Annotated in this window: 9 protein-coding genes; 2 read left to right on the top strand and 7 right to left on the bottom strand. The window is 47.3% G+C overall.

The window, feature by feature from the left end:
* Window positions 1–17: 17 nt before the first annotated feature.
* Complete coding sequence (locus H6A28_RS05630) at window positions 18–2,585, bottom strand: M60 family metallopeptidase (RefSeq protein WP_204479280.1); 2,568 nt, start codon at window positions 2,583–2,585, stop codon at window positions 18–20.
* 527 nt (window positions 2,586–3,112) lie between these two features.
* Here H6A28_RS05630 and bglX point away from each other — a divergent pair.
* Window positions 3,113–5,398 carry a beta-glucosidase BglX gene (gene bglX, locus H6A28_RS05625; RefSeq protein WP_204479278.1) on the top strand — a complete coding sequence of 762 codons (2,286 nt, stop codon included), beginning with the start codon at window positions 3,113–3,115 and terminating at the stop codon, window positions 5,396–5,398.
* A gap of 72 nt (window positions 5,399–5,470) precedes the next feature.
* Here the strand turns inward: bglX and murI are convergent, their stop codons facing one another.
* From murI to H6A28_RS05595, 6 genes are all read right to left on the bottom strand, one after another.
* Window positions 5,471–6,316 (bottom strand): glutamate racemase, encoded by an 846-nt coding sequence (murI, locus tag H6A28_RS05620; protein WP_204476109.1) that lies wholly within the window; start codon window positions 6,314–6,316, stop codon window positions 5,471–5,473.
* A gap of 103 nt (window positions 6,317–6,419) precedes the next feature.
* Window positions 6,420–6,977: an OmpH family outer membrane protein gene (locus H6A28_RS05615; RefSeq protein ID WP_204476108.1), complete on the bottom strand. Its 558-nt coding sequence runs from the start codon at window positions 6,975–6,977 to the stop codon at window positions 6,420–6,422.
* 78 nt (window positions 6,978–7,055) lie between these two features.
* Window positions 7,056–7,571, bottom strand: coding sequence for an OmpH family outer membrane protein (locus tag H6A28_RS05610; protein ID WP_204476107.1), 516 nt, complete (start codon window positions 7,569–7,571; stop codon window positions 7,056–7,058).
* Between the two features lie 20 nt (window positions 7,572–7,591).
* Window positions 7,592–10,246 carry an outer membrane protein assembly factor BamA gene (bamA, locus tag H6A28_RS05605; RefSeq protein WP_204479276.1) on the bottom strand — a complete coding sequence of 885 codons (2,655 nt, stop codon included), beginning with the start codon at window positions 10,244–10,246 and terminating at the stop codon, window positions 7,592–7,594.
* Between the two features lie 9 nt (window positions 10,247–10,255).
* Window positions 10,256–10,987, bottom strand: a complete 732-nt coding sequence (locus H6A28_RS05600; protein WP_204476105.1) for an isoprenyl transferase — start codon at window positions 10,985–10,987, stop codon at window positions 10,256–10,258.
* A gap of 27 nt (window positions 10,988–11,014) precedes the next feature.
* On the bottom strand, window positions 11,015–12,442 hold the full coding sequence (locus H6A28_RS05595; RefSeq protein WP_204479274.1) for a DUF6242 domain-containing protein: 1,428 nt from the start codon (window positions 12,440–12,442) through the stop codon (window positions 11,015–11,017).
* 315 nt (window positions 12,443–12,757) lie between these two features.
* On the opposite strand from H6A28_RS05595, the gene H6A28_RS05590 reads away from it, so the two are divergent.
* On the top strand, window positions 12,758–14,644 hold the full coding sequence (locus H6A28_RS05590) for a glycoside hydrolase family 97 protein (protein WP_430641267.1): 1,887 nt from the start codon (window positions 12,758–12,760) through the stop codon (window positions 14,642–14,644).
* Window positions 14,645–14,837: the final 193 nt, after the last annotated feature.

The raw sequence follows: 14,837 nt of genomic DNA, 5'->3' as shown, positions 1-14,837 counted from the left end.
TGTATGAGAAGAAATACTTATTTCTTGTGGATTTCAATTCGCTTTCCGTCGGCCTGTACGGCATAGAGTTGGGTATTGGTCAGGTCCACACCCGTCGGAATGTCGTAGCTGAACATGTTGAAGAAATAAATCAGTTCGCCTTCGGCGTTGTTTTTCCGCAGTTCAAAGGCCACTGCATTTTCTCCGTTTTCTACGGTATATTTTCTTCCGGAAACGGAGTAGACAATGTTAGAACTGATGGGTTTCACTTCCCCTTCAAACTGGGTGTAATATCCGGTGTCCGAAGGTTTGGTATCCAGTCCGGTGTCCCCGGCCTTACGGTCTTCAATGTACTGGAAGGCATGTTTGGGTTTCGGGAATTTCTTCATGAAGTCCTTGGCTTCTTTGATCATTTCGGCTGTCACTTTATATTTCCAGGTACCATACTGGTCAATGGTGTCTTCTCCCGGGATAAAGAAACCCCACAAGTCGAAGAAGTCGGTCAGGTCTTCATTGGCCGCTTCACTGGCTTTCATGGCAAACTTGAGCTGGGCGGCACCTGGATCGCTTTCTACAATCCGGTCTTCACGCAGCAGTTTGAACAAGGTCTGCCAGAATTTAGGATTGTGTCCACAACGGTGATAATAATTCCACAGTTGCCAGTTCATGCGCATGTGTATCTCTGTGTCTTCTCCTTGATGCGTGGCATCTCCCATGTTATACCATGTTTTTTTATAGACAAAGCGAGAATCGGCCAAGTCGTTCAGTTCACTGCCTCTGGAGCAGTATTTTCCCAGTTTGTATAACACGTAGTTCGAGAACAGGTTGTTGGACGATTCCGTGCTGCCAGGCCAGTTGATGGCGGCCTGATGGATGTGCCCTATTTCGTGAGCCGGTCCCCAGGCGTTGTCTTTGGCGGCCATGACATTCTCTTTCAGCAGGATGTTGTTCAGGTACGTATAGACGAAGCCGATGCAATAGTCGGTAGCCCACATGTAACTTCCTTCCGGCGAGATGGCAAAGATGTGGTTGTTCACCTGTGACGGGCGTACATCCTCGATGCCCATCAGTTCCTGTTCCCAGCCGATGATGTCATCCCACAGGTTGATGGCCGACAGTATCTGGTTGGGGACGAACTCCTGCATCTTTGAAGTATGGAAATAGAACATGATGCGCTCGCCCCGTACACAGAAATATTTGTGGGTGGCTTTCTTCAAGAGTTCGGCATACTTTTCATCAGTCTTGTGCTCTTTCAGGTCGAAGAAACCGGTCACTTTTCCGCTTCCCATCGGGATATGAATCTTGATGGGCTGGGCATCGGGTGAGGTCAGGTCGGTGTTGTACATGACGAAAAGCTGTCCTTCCTTGCGCATGGTCAGTTTGTTGATGCCCGGTGACAGGAAGTATACTTCTCCGCTTACGTTGGTCTGTTTGTATTCCTGTCCGCTTTCCCAGATGCTTTGCAAGGAAATCTGTTGGCCGTGGGTGTCGCCCACCAGTACGATAATTTCATCACCTTGCTGTACCGAAATACCGGTAGGATTGTCCAGGTTGCTGTATTTCTTGGTCATCAGTTTGGTGGCCCACTCCTCTGGTATGCTGTAAGGGGCATATTCACGGATGCGGAATTCTTTTTCATGCGCATCGTAAGTATTGTTTTGGAGGGCTTTGGCCAGTCGGACGAAATAGTCGGGGAGGGCATTGATTTGTTCGTCGGTCACACCTTCTTTCAAAGTGCTGCAAGTGATATCATCGAATACGGTGAGCAGCGTTTTTTCCAAGGTGTTTTTCTGGTTGTACCGATAGAACTCCATTTCGTCGCAGCTTACAAAATTGCCGGCGCCCGATTTTACTTCGAATTTGATACCGGTGACTTTCTGGGTGGTCTTGAAGGTGATTTTGGAAGGTGCATTCTGCATGCGGAAATTGTAGGAACCATATTTCTTCCAGTCCGAGTGCTCCTCATCGGTAGCAATCAGCAAGTCAAATTCTCCGAAGTTTCCGTTTCCGGAGCGGGTATAATAAATAAGGTAGTCTATGTCGGCACCCCCTTGGAAATAATATTCCAGTGTGACTGGGAAGTTGGCCGATTTCCCCCATGGTGAGTGATAGGGATTGGCGCCGTCGGCAGAGAATTTGCCGTCCCAGGTGTTCTCGATGTCTTGTCCGGGTTGGCATTCGCTGGCTTTTCCTCCAGAAGGCTGCACTTTGATGTCTTCGCTGAGGACGATGTCGGACGAGCCATATTGGGTCACGTTGAGGATATAGTTCTGTACGGGAGACAGCAGTTTGACCACCGCTGTTCTGCGCTCCCCGGAGGTGTTGGCCGTAGCGGAAATTTTCAGACTTGCGCCTTGAGAAGCATCTTCTTGGGTAGACAGGAAAAGCCAGTTGGCTTCACTTTCGGCTTTCCAGTCGTTCAGTGACAGGTTGGTTTTGACAAGGATGATTTTGTTTTCCGGAGTACTTCCAAATTCCAGATTCATGTCTGCTTCCTCAATGGAAAAGAAACGGTCTTTGAGATCTTCTTTTTCTTTGCATCCCGAGGAAGAAAGTATCAGGAGCAACAGCATCGTGAAAGACGCGAAAAATAAATTCTTTTTCATGGTGATTAAGGTTAGGTTTTTTAATAAGAGGAAGAAATGCGGGTAAGCATTCTTCCCTCTTTTGCGTGAGTGTTTATTAGTTTCTAAGTTGTTTCGTTTTAGTTTTTGGTTATTTTAGGCTATCAGATAGATAATGTGTTTTTTTATTACGTACCCTTTTGTTCGTATTGATTCTTGGTTTCTATTTTGTATTTTCCACAAAAATATAGTAATGAGATGCGGAATGGAAATATTATTTATTAATAAATGAAAAATAAATTTCTTTAGTTTTGAGAGAAACTCTATTTTTAATTGATAATCAGTGGTTTATGAAGGGTCTTTGTAGGTTGGAAAAACGCACTTGCGTTTTCCTTTAAACACAAGTGCGTTTTAAGTAAAACGTCCTTGCGTTTCAGTTGAAACGTCCTTGCGTTTTAGTTCAAACGTAAGTGCGTTTTCTGCGGGCAAAATAATCCGTGGATTTTCAACCGATTATGTCCGAAAAAATGATATTTTTGAAAGTCAGAATATTAAAAGCGATTGTTTCTATGGGAAAAATAAGTCAGTTTGTGAAAGCAGGCCTCCTGTTGTTGGTCATGGCAGGATGCAGTTCTTCGGGAAACGGAGGACAGAATGCGGAGATGGACCGTTTTGTCAGTGACCTGATGGGGCGGATGACTTTGCAGGAAAAACTGGGACAGTTGAATCTGCCGGCGGGAAATGACTTGGTGTCGGGTTCGGTGAAGAACAGCCAGTTGGCGGAGGCTATTCGTGCTGGGGAAGTCGGCGGCTTCTTCAATGTGAAGGGAGTCGGCAAAATTTATCAGCTTCAGCGGATGGCGGTGGAGGAAAGTCGTCTGGGTATCCCGTTGATGGTGGGTGCCGATGTGATTCATGGGTATGAGACCATCTTCCCGATTCCGCTGGCATTGTCGTGCAGCTGGGATACGGCGGCGGTAGAACGCATGGCGCGCATTTCTGCCACGGAAGCCAGTGCCGATGGGGTGAGCTGGACGTTCAGCCCGATGGTCGATATCTGCCGGGATGCCCGTTGGGGCCGTGTGGCGGAAGGAAGCGGGGAAGATCCATACCTCGGTGCATTGATGGCAGGTGCGTATGTGCGCGGTTATCAGGGCGACGGCATGAAGCAGCACAATGAAATCATGGCTTGTGTGAAACATTTTGCCCTTTATGGCGCGTCAGAGTCAGGACGTGATTACAATTCGGTGGATATGAGCCGCAACCGGATGTACAATGTGTATCTCCGTCCGTATAAGGGGGCGGTGGATGCCGGAGTGGGCTCAGTGATGAGCTCGTTCAATACCATCAACGGGGTGCCGGCTACGGCCGACAAGTGGTTGCTCACTGATTTGCTGCGGAACGAATGGGGATTCCAGGGCTTTGTGGTGACGGACTACAATTCCATCGGAGAGATGAAAAGTCATGGAGTGGCCGATGTGCAGGAAGCTTCTGCCCGGGCCTTGAATGCGGGAACGGACATGGATATGGTGACGCATGGCTTTTTGCATACCTTGGAGGCTTCGCTGAAGGCAAAAGCCGTGACGCAGGAACGCATTGATGAGGCTTGCCGCCGGGTGCTGGAGGCCAAGTATAAGTTGGGCTTGTTTGAGAATCCGTATAAATACTGTGATACGTTGCGGGCACGGAAGGAGCTGTTCACGGAGGCACACCGCAAGGCGGCACGTGAGATTGCCACGGAAACCTTCGTCTTGCTGAAAAACGATGGCCAGTTGCTGCCTTTGCAGAAAAAAGGACGCATTGCGTTGATTGGTCCGTTGGCGGATGCGCAGAACAACATGTGCGGTACGTGGAGCATGAATTGTGCAACCGACCGGCATGTGACGATGTACGACGCGTTCCGTCGAGCGGTAGGCGACAGAGCGACGGTTTCGTATGCCAAAGGAAGTAATCTGTATTATGATGAGCAGATGGAGCAAGGAGCTGTGGGTCCTCGTCCGTTGGTTCGTGGTAATGATAACCAGTTGCGGGCGGAGGCATTGCGCGTAGCGGCTTCGGCCGATGTCATTGTGGCCGCATTGGGTGAGAGTGCCGAGATGAGTGGCGAATCTGCTTCCCGTACGGAAATTCAGTTGCCGGATGCACAGCGAGATTTGCTGAAGGCGTTGGTGGCCACCGGAAAACCCGTCGTGCTGGCATTGTTTACCGGACGTCCGTTGGACTTGTGCTGGGAGTCTGCGCATGTGCCGGCCATTCTGAATGTGTGGTTTGCCGGCAGTGAGGCAGGCGATGCCATTGCCGATGTGGTATTTGGGGATGTATCGCCTTCCGGAAAACTGACCACCAGTTTCCCGCGTGCCGTAGGGCAATTGCCGCTGTATTACAATCACCTGAATACCGGGCGTCCGGATGCAGACGACACTTCTTTCAACCGTTATACCAGCAACTACATCGACCAAAGCAACGAGCCGTTGTATCCGTTCGGTTATGGTTTGAGCTATACTACGTTTATTTACGGAACGCTGAAATTGAGTGCGGAACGGCTCCCGAAAGGCGGGCAGCTCAAGGTGACGGTACCGGTGACGAATACAGGCCGGTATGACGGAGTGGAGATTGTACAGCTGTACCTGCACGACGTGTATGCCGAAATTGCTCGTCCGGTGAAGGAACTGAAAGCTTTCCAGCGGATATTCCTCAAAAAGGGAGAAACCCGGAAGGTAGAATTCGTGTTGGATGACGAGGACCTGAAGTATTATAATTCCCGTCTGGAATATGGATATGAACCGGGCGAGTTTGAGGTGATGGTCGGTCCGGACAGCCGCAATGTGCAGCGGGTCACTTTTGTGGCAGAATAAGATAGATAGAGGGTAAAAGGAAGAATGGCCCTTTCCTGGGTAAATTTGCCTGGGGAAGGGCCATTTTTTATGTTATTCCAGCACGACGTTGCGTACTTGCACGTCTGAGTGGTGCAAGAAAATGGAGGCTGATTCGCGGAACTTTTCTTCCGATTCTGTGGTCAGGAATTCCCGGCGTTTGTTTTTCGAACAGCGGGCATTCATCTCCGGGTGACGCGAGAGATAGTCTTTCAGGCTCTCGCTCACGTATTCTCCTTGTGTCACCAACTGAATGTGGGGCGGGGTAAACTGCCGTATCTTCCGAAGGAGCAGCGGATAATGGGTGCATCCTAAAATCAGGGTGTCGATATCCGGGTCTTTTTGCAGGATGGCATTGATGTATTCTTTTACAAAATAGTCGGCTCCGTCTCCGTCGTACTCGTTGTTTTCTACCAACGGCACCCACATGGGGCAGGCCATTCCCGTCACCTGAATGTCAGGATAGATTTTTTTGATTTCCAGCGGATATGATTCCGAGCGTACGGTGCCGGCTGTGGCCAGCAAGCCAACGTGTCCGTTGCGTGTGATGTGGCCGATGCATTCCACTGTGGGGCGGATTACTCCCAGTACGCGCCGGGTAGGGTCCAGGTGAGGCAGGTCGTTCTGCTGGATGCTGCGGAGGGCTTTCGCGGAAGCCGTATTGCAGGCCAGAATCACCAGCGGGCAACCCAGTTCGAACAGTTTCTTGACGGCTTGGAGTGTGAAGTCGTAGACTACCTCAAACGAACGGGTTCCGTAAGGCGTACGGGCATTGTCGCCCAAGTACAGATAGTCGTACTGCGGGAGTCGTTCGATGAACTTTCCAAGGATGGTGAGGCCTCCGTAGCCGGAATCAAAGACTCCGATAGGGCCAGTATGGGGAGCGGATAGCGGATGCATGGATAAAACGGTTGAAGTGATGGAAAAGAAAAATGTCATTCAGAGAAACCTTTCTCGTTTTCTCTGAATGACATGAGAAGTCAAGACGACAAAGAACCTTTGCTTACTGAGCCGGAGTAGCAGCAGGAGCGGCAGCCGGAGTAGCCGGAACGGCAGTCAGGCTGATGCCCAACTTGGTCTTGATTTCGTTGGTAATATCTTTTGACTGAGTTTCATCGATGTAAGGAATGTCCGTACGGTTCAGGTCGAACACGTAAGTATAAGCACCGGCTTTACCTACAGCTTTTACGGCATCTTCCAGTTTCTTGTAGATAGGTTCCATCATGTCAGCGTATGCTTTCTGCAACTGCTGCTGTGCATCCTGCTGGAACTGCATACCCTTTTCGCTCAGGTCCTGCAATTCTTTCTGACGGCGTTCCTGAATGTTCTGCGGTAGGTTCTTCTGTTCCTGCTGGTATTCTGCATATTTCTTGTTGAATTCGTCAGAAGCACGTTTGATTTCATCTTCGTATTGTTTACTCATGGTCTGGATGTCAGTCTGTGCTTTTGCATATTCCGGCATTACCGGGATGATATCCATTGATTTGAAATGCGCAAATTTCTGTGCGAATACACTCATCGGCGCGATGAGCAAAAGTAAAAAAGCAATTTTTTTCAACATAATCTCAAGTTTCTATTTGTTATTAATTAATTCATTGTAAAAACGGTCTTTATAATCCCCGGTTGCAAATGTATAAAATTAATTTGAATATCCCAGTTTTGCAAGAACCTCATTGCTGATATCGATGCGTGGAGAGGCAAAAATCATGCTTTGTGCTGAGGCACGGTCAATCACGGCATCATATCCACGCTGGGTGGCAATGTCCTTTACCGCATTGTAGATGGCATCCTGAATCGGAGCAATCAGTTCCTGACGTTTCTTCATCATTTCGCCTTCCGGTCCGAAATATTGCTTGCGGAGCTCTGCCGCCTCTTTTTCCTTGGCTACGATAGCTTCTTCTTTACTGGTCTTTTGGGCAGCCGACAGCGTACCTGCTGTCTTCTGGTAGTCTTCATACATCTTTTTAGCTTCATTGGCTTTGGCCTCAATCTGGCTTTGCCATTCCTTTGACAGTGACTCCATCTGTTGGTTGGCCTGTTGATAGGAAGGAATCTGCTTGAGGATGTACTCCATATCTACCAGTGCGAATTTCTGTGCTGAGGCCATGCCGATGGCGGCCACTAACAGCAAAACGGATAAAACGAGTCTCTTCATAATTCTTTGGTTTTTAAATGTTAGAATTCTTGTCCGATGATAAAATGGAACTGGCTTCCGCTGTATTGCATTGAACCGTCAATCTTGTCGAAACCGTAAGCCCAGTCAATACCCATCATACCAATCATCGGCAGGAAGATACGGACACCGAATCCGGCAGAACGTTTCAACTTGAAGGGGTTGAAGTCGGTCACGTTGTTCCAGGCATTACCGGCTTCCACGAAGCCCAGTGCATAGATACTGGTGGAGTTCTCCAACATCAGCGGGTAACGGAGTTCGGCACCCAGACGGATGTAAGCATAACCTTCACTTCCGTACGGGGTCAGTGAACCGTTTTCATATCCACGGAGGGCAATGGTTTCGGATGCGTAGTTGTAGCTGTAACCCGTCATACCGTCACCTCCCACGTAGAAGGTTTCAAACGGTGAACGTTTGTACTTGTTGAAGTGACCGAGGATACCGAATTCCGTACGGGTCATGAGGACCGGACATTTCTGGATATCCATCAGGGCTGTATAAGTTTTGGCTTTGAATTTCCACTTGTGGTATTCAATCCACTTGTACATGCTGGCTGCATCGTGGTAGTTGTCTTTTCCGTAAGTAGAATAGTCCTTCTTGCTGAACAAAGAGTAAGGCGGAGTAATCTGCAAGGAAGCCGAGAATTCTGAACCGTAACGTGGGAAGATCGGGTTGTCCGAAGAGTTACGCGACAGGGTCAGGTTTAAGCTCAGGTTGTTACAGTTACCGGTGTTCATATACTGTCCGTTGTTCAACTTGATGTAGAGGTAGCTCCAGTCTTTCAGCATGAACCGCTGGTAAGACAGTTCGGCCGACAAAGTAAAGTAGTCATCCGGCCAGCGCAGACGCTTACCCCATCCTACAGAAACACCGAACATCTTGATAGACTTGTCGGGATCGGAGAAAGATCCGTAGTTGTCGTAGTAGTTTCCGTAACCTCCGTAATAGCCGTATCCGCTCAACATGTTGTAGTAGTTGTTCATGTAGGCAGAGTTGTAGTACTGGTCGCTCACGTCGGTCTGTACAGAATAGAAGGCTGATACAGAGAAGGAGTTCGGCCGCTTGCCGCCAAACCACGGGTCGAAGAACGACACGCTGTATGACTGGTAGTAACGTCCGTTGGTCTGTCCGCTGATGGTCAGGGTTTGTCCGTCACCCTGCGGCAGGATACCACGGTAATTGTCGTTTTTGCGGAACAGGTTGGCAAACGAGAAGTTCGTGAACTTCAAGCTCAACTTACCGATGATACCGGTCTGTCCCCAACCTGCGGAGAATTCCACTTGGTCGTTCGCCTTGGATTCCAGTCCCCAGTTGATGTCTACTGTACCGTCCTCGAAGTTCGGCTGTACATCCGGTTTGATGTTTTCCGGGTTGAAATGTCCCATCTGCGCAATTTCACGGTAGGAACGTTCCAAGGCTTCCTTACTGAAGAGGTCGCCCGGGCGGGTACGCAACTCACGTCGTACGATGTTTTCGTACAGACGGTCATTACCATTGATGCGCACGTGGCTGATGCTGGCCTGCGGACCTTCGGTGATACGCATTTCCAAGTCGATAGAGTCACCGTCGATGTTCACTTCCACGGGGTCCAGACGATAGAACACATATCCACGGTTGTAGTAGTTGTTACCGATGGCATCTTCATCGTTTGAAATACGGTCGTTCAACAGTTTTTGGTTGTACACGTCGCCGCGTTTCATACGGAGCTGTTCGTTCAACAGGTCGGAAGGATATACCGTATTACCTACCCACGTGATGTCGCGGAGGTAATATTTCTGTCCTTCGTAGATTTTCATGTATACATCTACGGTCTTGTCGTCGTAAGGTGACACGCTGTCGGTGACAATCTGTGCGTCACGATACCCCAACTCGTTATATTTGTCGATGATTTTCTGCTTATCTTCTTCGTAGCGTTCTTCGATGAACTTCTTCGCACGGAACAAGTTGATGAGCTTACCTTTTTCGTTGGTCTTCTTCATCACACGCTTCAGCTTCTTGTCGGTGAGCACCTCGTTGCCGTCGATGGTAATCTGGTGTACCTTGACTTTGGCTTTCTTGTCGATGTTCACATCCACATATACCTGCTCCTTGTTTTCCGGGTCTTCCCGCTCAATGATGTTGACTTCCGCGTTCTTGAACCCTTTCTCATCGAAATGCTTTTTAATCAGGATTTTGGCACGGTCAATCAGGTTCGGGGTTACCTGTGTACCCTTAGCCATACCCAGTTTGGCCTGCAAATCCTCGCGTTCACTCTTCTTCACGCCGTGAATCACAATGTCGGTGATACGCGGGCGCTGTGTCAGCTGGATGGACAAGTAAATCTTGTTGTCTACAATCTTATCGGCTACGATTTTCACATCGGAGAACAAACCGTGTCGCCAGTATCTTTTTACGGCGGAAGTAATGTCGTCGCCCGGCACGGTAATGGTCTGCCCTACAGCCAAACCGGAGATGCCTATCAGGACATAGTCCTCATAGTTCTTCACACCGCTGACCTTGATGTCGGCGATTTCATATTTCTTCGGCGTTCCGTTGTAGAGGATAACCGGTTTGTTGCTTGGTTCCGTTGTAGTATTATTGTCTTGAGCCTGTCCCCCAACCGAAATAGAAGAGAGGCAAGCTGCAATCAGCAGGATAAGTGAAAAACGATTTTGCATTGTTCTCTGTTAAATTTGTTCACTGGTTTTGCCGAATCGGCGTTCTCTTTTTTGAAAGTCACAAATAGCCTTGCATAACTCTTCGGCCTTGAAGTCCGGCCAGAAAGTGTCGCAGAAATACAGTTCGGTGTAAGCACACTGCCAAAGCAGGTAGTTGCTGAGCCGGATTTCACCGCCTGTTCTGATCAACAAGTCTGGATCGGGCATATAATGAGTGGCCAGGCATCGGTCGATGGTCTGGTCTGTAATTTCTTCTGGAGCGAGTTTACCTTCCTTCACTTCGCGGGCAATGGTCCTGACCGCTTCCGTGATTTCCCATTTGGAAGAATAACTCAATGCCAAGGTGAGACACATGCCTGTATTTTGTGATGTACGTTCGATACACTGGTTCAGGCGGGCAAGCACATTTTCCGGTAATTTCGCGGTATCCCCGATTATCCGGAAGCTGATATTGTTTTTCATGAAGGTCTCTTCCTCGATGGAGTCCATGAGCAGACTCATCAAGGCAGCCACTTCGTCTACTGGTCGGTTCCAGTTTTCAGTGGAGAAAGTATAAAGAGTCAGATATTTCACTCCCAGGCGTGCTGCTTCTTCCGCAATGACATGCACAGTCTCTGCTCCCGCCTGATGTCCGAACGTGCGGGCTTGTCCCCTTTGTTTGGCCCAGCGTCCGTTTCCGTCCATGATGATGGCGATATGCGTCGGTATCCGGTTTTTATCCAGTTGGTCTTTATATAGCATAGTCTTTTATTTTCAAGGTTGATGGATTTACCATTTGGGGGCGAATCCCAGACGGTTGATGCGTCCACGGTTGATATCCCCATTTTCCCATACAATCCAAATAAAGTTTCCTTTAGAGTTTCCTCCTTCCAGTTTGGGAGTCACGGCACATGAATAATTGCCGTGGTGTGTGGTGTATAGATGATTGAAATCGGATGGGAATGCCATGCATTCGGTCACCGGTTGCCAGCAGAGTCCATTGTCGATGGAACAGTAGAACTGACTGAAGGCTTCCACTTTCGGCTGGTTGCATGCACCTCCGAAGGCATATAATTTCCCGTCATAATAAATCATGGTTACATTCTGCAAGTTCGGCAATGGCAGATTCTGCATTCTTTCTTCCCATTGGTTGTCGGCTGACGTACGGCCAAAAACAAGAGCTGTCGTATCGTTGGCCGTAGTTCCCTGGTTGTAGCAGAGAGCTACTGTCGTAGTCAGATTGGTGTTGTAAGATGCGGTAACCGTATTGGTAAAGAATGGTTTCCCGGTCTGGAACTGTACGAATGCATTGTCATCCGTTTTCCATGTGCCAGCTTTATATATACCGCTTTTCCCGTCTTTTACTGCATACAGTTCCTCTTTGATGTCATTCCCTGCAATCAGCATATCGAAGGTTTCTGTACCTTCCAAGGTCACTGTCTCATCCTCTGCGTTGAGTTTGTAAAGCTGTTTGCTGCTTGTTCCTGCTAAGAAATAAATGTTCCCAGCCCATGCAGTAGCTGAATACGTGTCGATATTTTCAGGTACATCAGTTGTTACCGGAGTCCAGGAAGTCGGATTGTCATTCGATACATTGGTGTATTCAACATGCGAATTGTTGCCGTTTTTCCCGAAGACATACACTTTCCCGTTGGCATAAACTGCTTTTTGTTCGCTCAGTGTGCCGTTACTGAATGCATTGCTGAATTGTTTCCAGGCAAGGGTATCAGGAATTTGCTGGTGCACATTGACCTTTACTTTGTAGGCTTGTCCCTTTGCGCCACTGTAAGCAAGTACTTTGAATTCTACAGGAGTCTTTTGACAATCCGTGAAGTCAATAGAGTCGGTAGATACCCATAATGTATCTTCTGTGGCTCCTTTGGGTCTATAAAATAAAATGCCTGTATCGTAAATGACATTGGTGATAACCTTGTCTATATGAGTGCCATACGGCAGTGAGTCTTTATTCTCTATTTCTCTTGTCATTTGGTTGATGGTGAATGGATACTTGGAACAGTCGAGGGTATCTACGTATGCACTGTCCTGTCCATTTTGGTCTTTACCGATGCGGTCAATGTTCAATGTCCCCAGTGAAAACCCCGTGATACTGGTTTCGGAAGTATAGGTAATTTGTTCCACATCATTGTTCAAACACGATGTCATTATGGATGTTGCGGCAAAGAGTGCTACAACCAATGGCAAAAACTTTATTTTCATCTGCAAATGAGTTCTTTTAATTACAAGTTGCAAAAGTAGAAAGTTTTTCTTCGATTCCTCTCTTTTAGGGGAAGTTTTATATAAAATTATATTGTTATCCGCTCTTTATCAAGCTCTGTTTCATATTGTCCTGTTTTGTTAATATTGAAAAAAACGGTTGGGATATTGCCCTCTGGAGGATTCATGTGAAGAGAGGGAGTCGATAAATAAAGCTTGCTTCTGATTGTAAATCGATATTGTCCTATATAAAACAATTTTATACAATTCATTTTAAGGAAGAACGGATAATTTTGCAGATAAGTTAAAACAAAGATGATGTATAGCCTAAGAAAATTTAATCAATGGAAAGCATACGTGTGTTTGGTATGCATGTTTTTAATCGGTGTGTCTGGAAAAGCGAGTGATGAATGGAGTTCCCCTAACGGAAAGATTGTGGTGAGCGCGACCCCTTCTGTAGATGGTTTTAAGGTATCTTATAAGAAAGGAAATGAAACCATTCCGGTGGTACATATTAATAATGTGGGACTTTGTTTCTCACAGGCGGATGCTGAGTTTGTTTATATGGATTCCTCTCCTGTGGTTCCGTTGAAGGAGGATTACACGATGGTGACAGGCAAGCGCCGTCATTGCACGAATCAGGGAAACCAGCAAGTGTTTCATTTCAAGAACGCCCAAAACGTACGACTTGATTTGGAATTTCGGGTGTATGATGACGGTATTGCCTTTCGGTATGTGTTTCCTGAATTGAAGGAAGAAATGAGTATTGCCGGAGAAAAAACGACTTTCCAGTTTCAGGACGGCATTACCCGCTGGACTCAGAAGTTGAGTCAGTCGTATGAAGATTTCTACTTGAAGAATAAAGGTCGTGTGGCTGATTATTCCAAGAACCAATGGGGATTTCCGGCTTTGTTTGAAGTCTCGGATGCTGTTTTTACCCTTTTATCAGAGGCCAATATCATGCGAGGGAATTGTGGCTCCTGGCTGAACAATGCCTCCGGCGAGTCTGCCTATCAAGTGGAAATGTCGCAACCGACGAAGGTTTCCGGCAGATGGTGCTCTCCTTGGCGTGTAGCTATCATCGGTTCATTGGCCGATGTGGTGGAATCTACTTTGATTACGGATGTCAGTGAGCCTTGTCGCCTGACGGATGTGTCCTGGATTAAACCGGGAGTCGTTTCCTGGATTTACTGGGCTTATAACCACGGTTCCAACGATTATCAGATTGTGAAAAAATACATTGATTTTGCGGCCGATTTTCATCTGCCTTACATGCTGATTGATGCGGAATGGGATGAAATGGCAAATGGAGGCAATGTGGAAGATGCCTTGCGCTATGCGAAAGAGAAACACGTTTCACCTTTGTTGTGGTACAATTCTTCTACAGAATGGTGTCTGTATGGTCCTTTGTACCGTCTGAACAAGCCAGAAGTACGGCAGAAAGAATTCGCTTGGCTTGAATCGGCTGGAGTGAAGGGTATCAAGGTGGATTTCTTTACCCGTGACAGTGTGTCGGTGATGAACTATTTTATCGATATCTTAGAAGATGCGACCAAATATCATCTGATGGTGAATTTTCACGGAGCGACAATTCCTCGTGGTTGGCAGCGTACGTATCCTCACATGATGTCGGTTGAAGCAGTGTACGGAGCAGAATGGTATAATAATAAGGAGGTGCTGACGGATAGTGCTGCATGGCATAACTGTACGTTGCCCTTTACCCGGAATGTGATAGGGCCGATGGATTATACTCCTTGTACTTTCACTGATTCCCAGCATCCGCATATCACTTCCAACGGTCATGAACTAGCCTTGCTGGTAGTCTTTGAATCTGCGTTGCAGCACTTGGCCGACCGTCCGGAAGGATATCATGCTCAACCGGCTGAGGTACGTTCGTTCATTTCTTCTCTGCCTACGGTATGGGAAGACACAAAATTGCTTGACGGTTATCCTTCCCACCATGTGATTATGGCCCGGAAGAACGGAAATTGTTGGTATATTGGCGGACTGAACGGAACCAACGAATCCATGCCTCTTACCGTGGATTTAGGTTTTATCCACGAAAAAATCAAAGGAGTTACCTTGTATGCCGATGGCCAGAAGAGCAATCAGTTCCAGATTAGTAAACTTTCGGGTTCAGATAAGACTATGCAGATAAATTGCCTTCCGCGAGGCGGGTTTGTAATGACAGTGGAGGTAGAATAGAGTGGGTTTACGTTACCAATAAAAATATGGAGTTTACTGAAGAGATAGATGTAAAACGACAATAAGAGAAGGATGGATTTTGTGATTTGTATGTACCGATATAGTTAAATATATATCGATATAGTCCTATAATTAGTTGTGAATTGTCTTTATATATCGATTTTGTGTTATTGAAAGTTTATTTAATCCTATA

Source organism: Bacteroides mediterraneensis (assembly GCF_016900355.1).
In the GTDB taxonomy this organism is placed as follows: Bacteria; Bacteroidota; Bacteroidia; order Bacteroidales; family Bacteroidaceae; genus Phocaeicola.
This window is presented reverse-complemented; position numbering and strand designations above follow the sequence as displayed.

What these genes read in the sequence shown, in the direction of transcription:
- H6A28_RS05630 (WP_204479280.1), bottom strand. Translation starts at nt 2,585, where the DNA reads ATGAAAAAGAATTTATTTTTCGCGTCTTTCACGATGCTGTTGCTCCTG.
- H6A28_RS05595 (WP_204479274.1), bottom strand. Translation starts at nt 12,442, where the DNA reads ATGAAAATAAAGTTTTTGCCATTGGTTGTAGCACTCTTTGCCGCAACA.
- H6A28_RS05615 (WP_204476108.1), bottom strand. Translation starts at nt 6,977, where the DNA reads ATGTTGAAAAAAATTGCTTTTTTACTTTTGCTCATCGCGCCGATGAGT.
- bamA (WP_204479276.1), bottom strand. Translation starts at nt 10,246, where the DNA reads ATGCAAAATCGTTTTTCACTTATCCTGCTGATTGCAGCTTGCCTCTCT.
- H6A28_RS05610 (WP_204476107.1), bottom strand. Translation starts at nt 7,571, where the DNA reads ATGAAGAGACTCGTTTTATCCGTTTTGCTGTTAGTGGCCGCCATCGGC.
- H6A28_RS05590 (WP_430641267.1), top strand. Translation starts at nt 12,758, where the DNA reads ATGTATAGCCTAAGAAAATTTAATCAATGGAAAGCATACGTGTGTTTG.
- H6A28_RS05600 (WP_204476105.1), bottom strand. Translation starts at nt 10,987, where the DNA reads ATGCTATATAAAGACCAACTGGATAAAAACCGGATACCGACGCATATC.
- bglX (WP_204479278.1), top strand. Translation starts at nt 3,113, where the DNA reads ATGGGAAAAATAAGTCAGTTTGTGAAAGCAGGCCTCCTGTTGTTGGTC.
- murI (WP_204476109.1), bottom strand. Translation starts at nt 6,316, where the DNA reads ATGCATCCGCTATCCGCTCCCCATACTGGCCCTATCGGAGTCTTTGAT.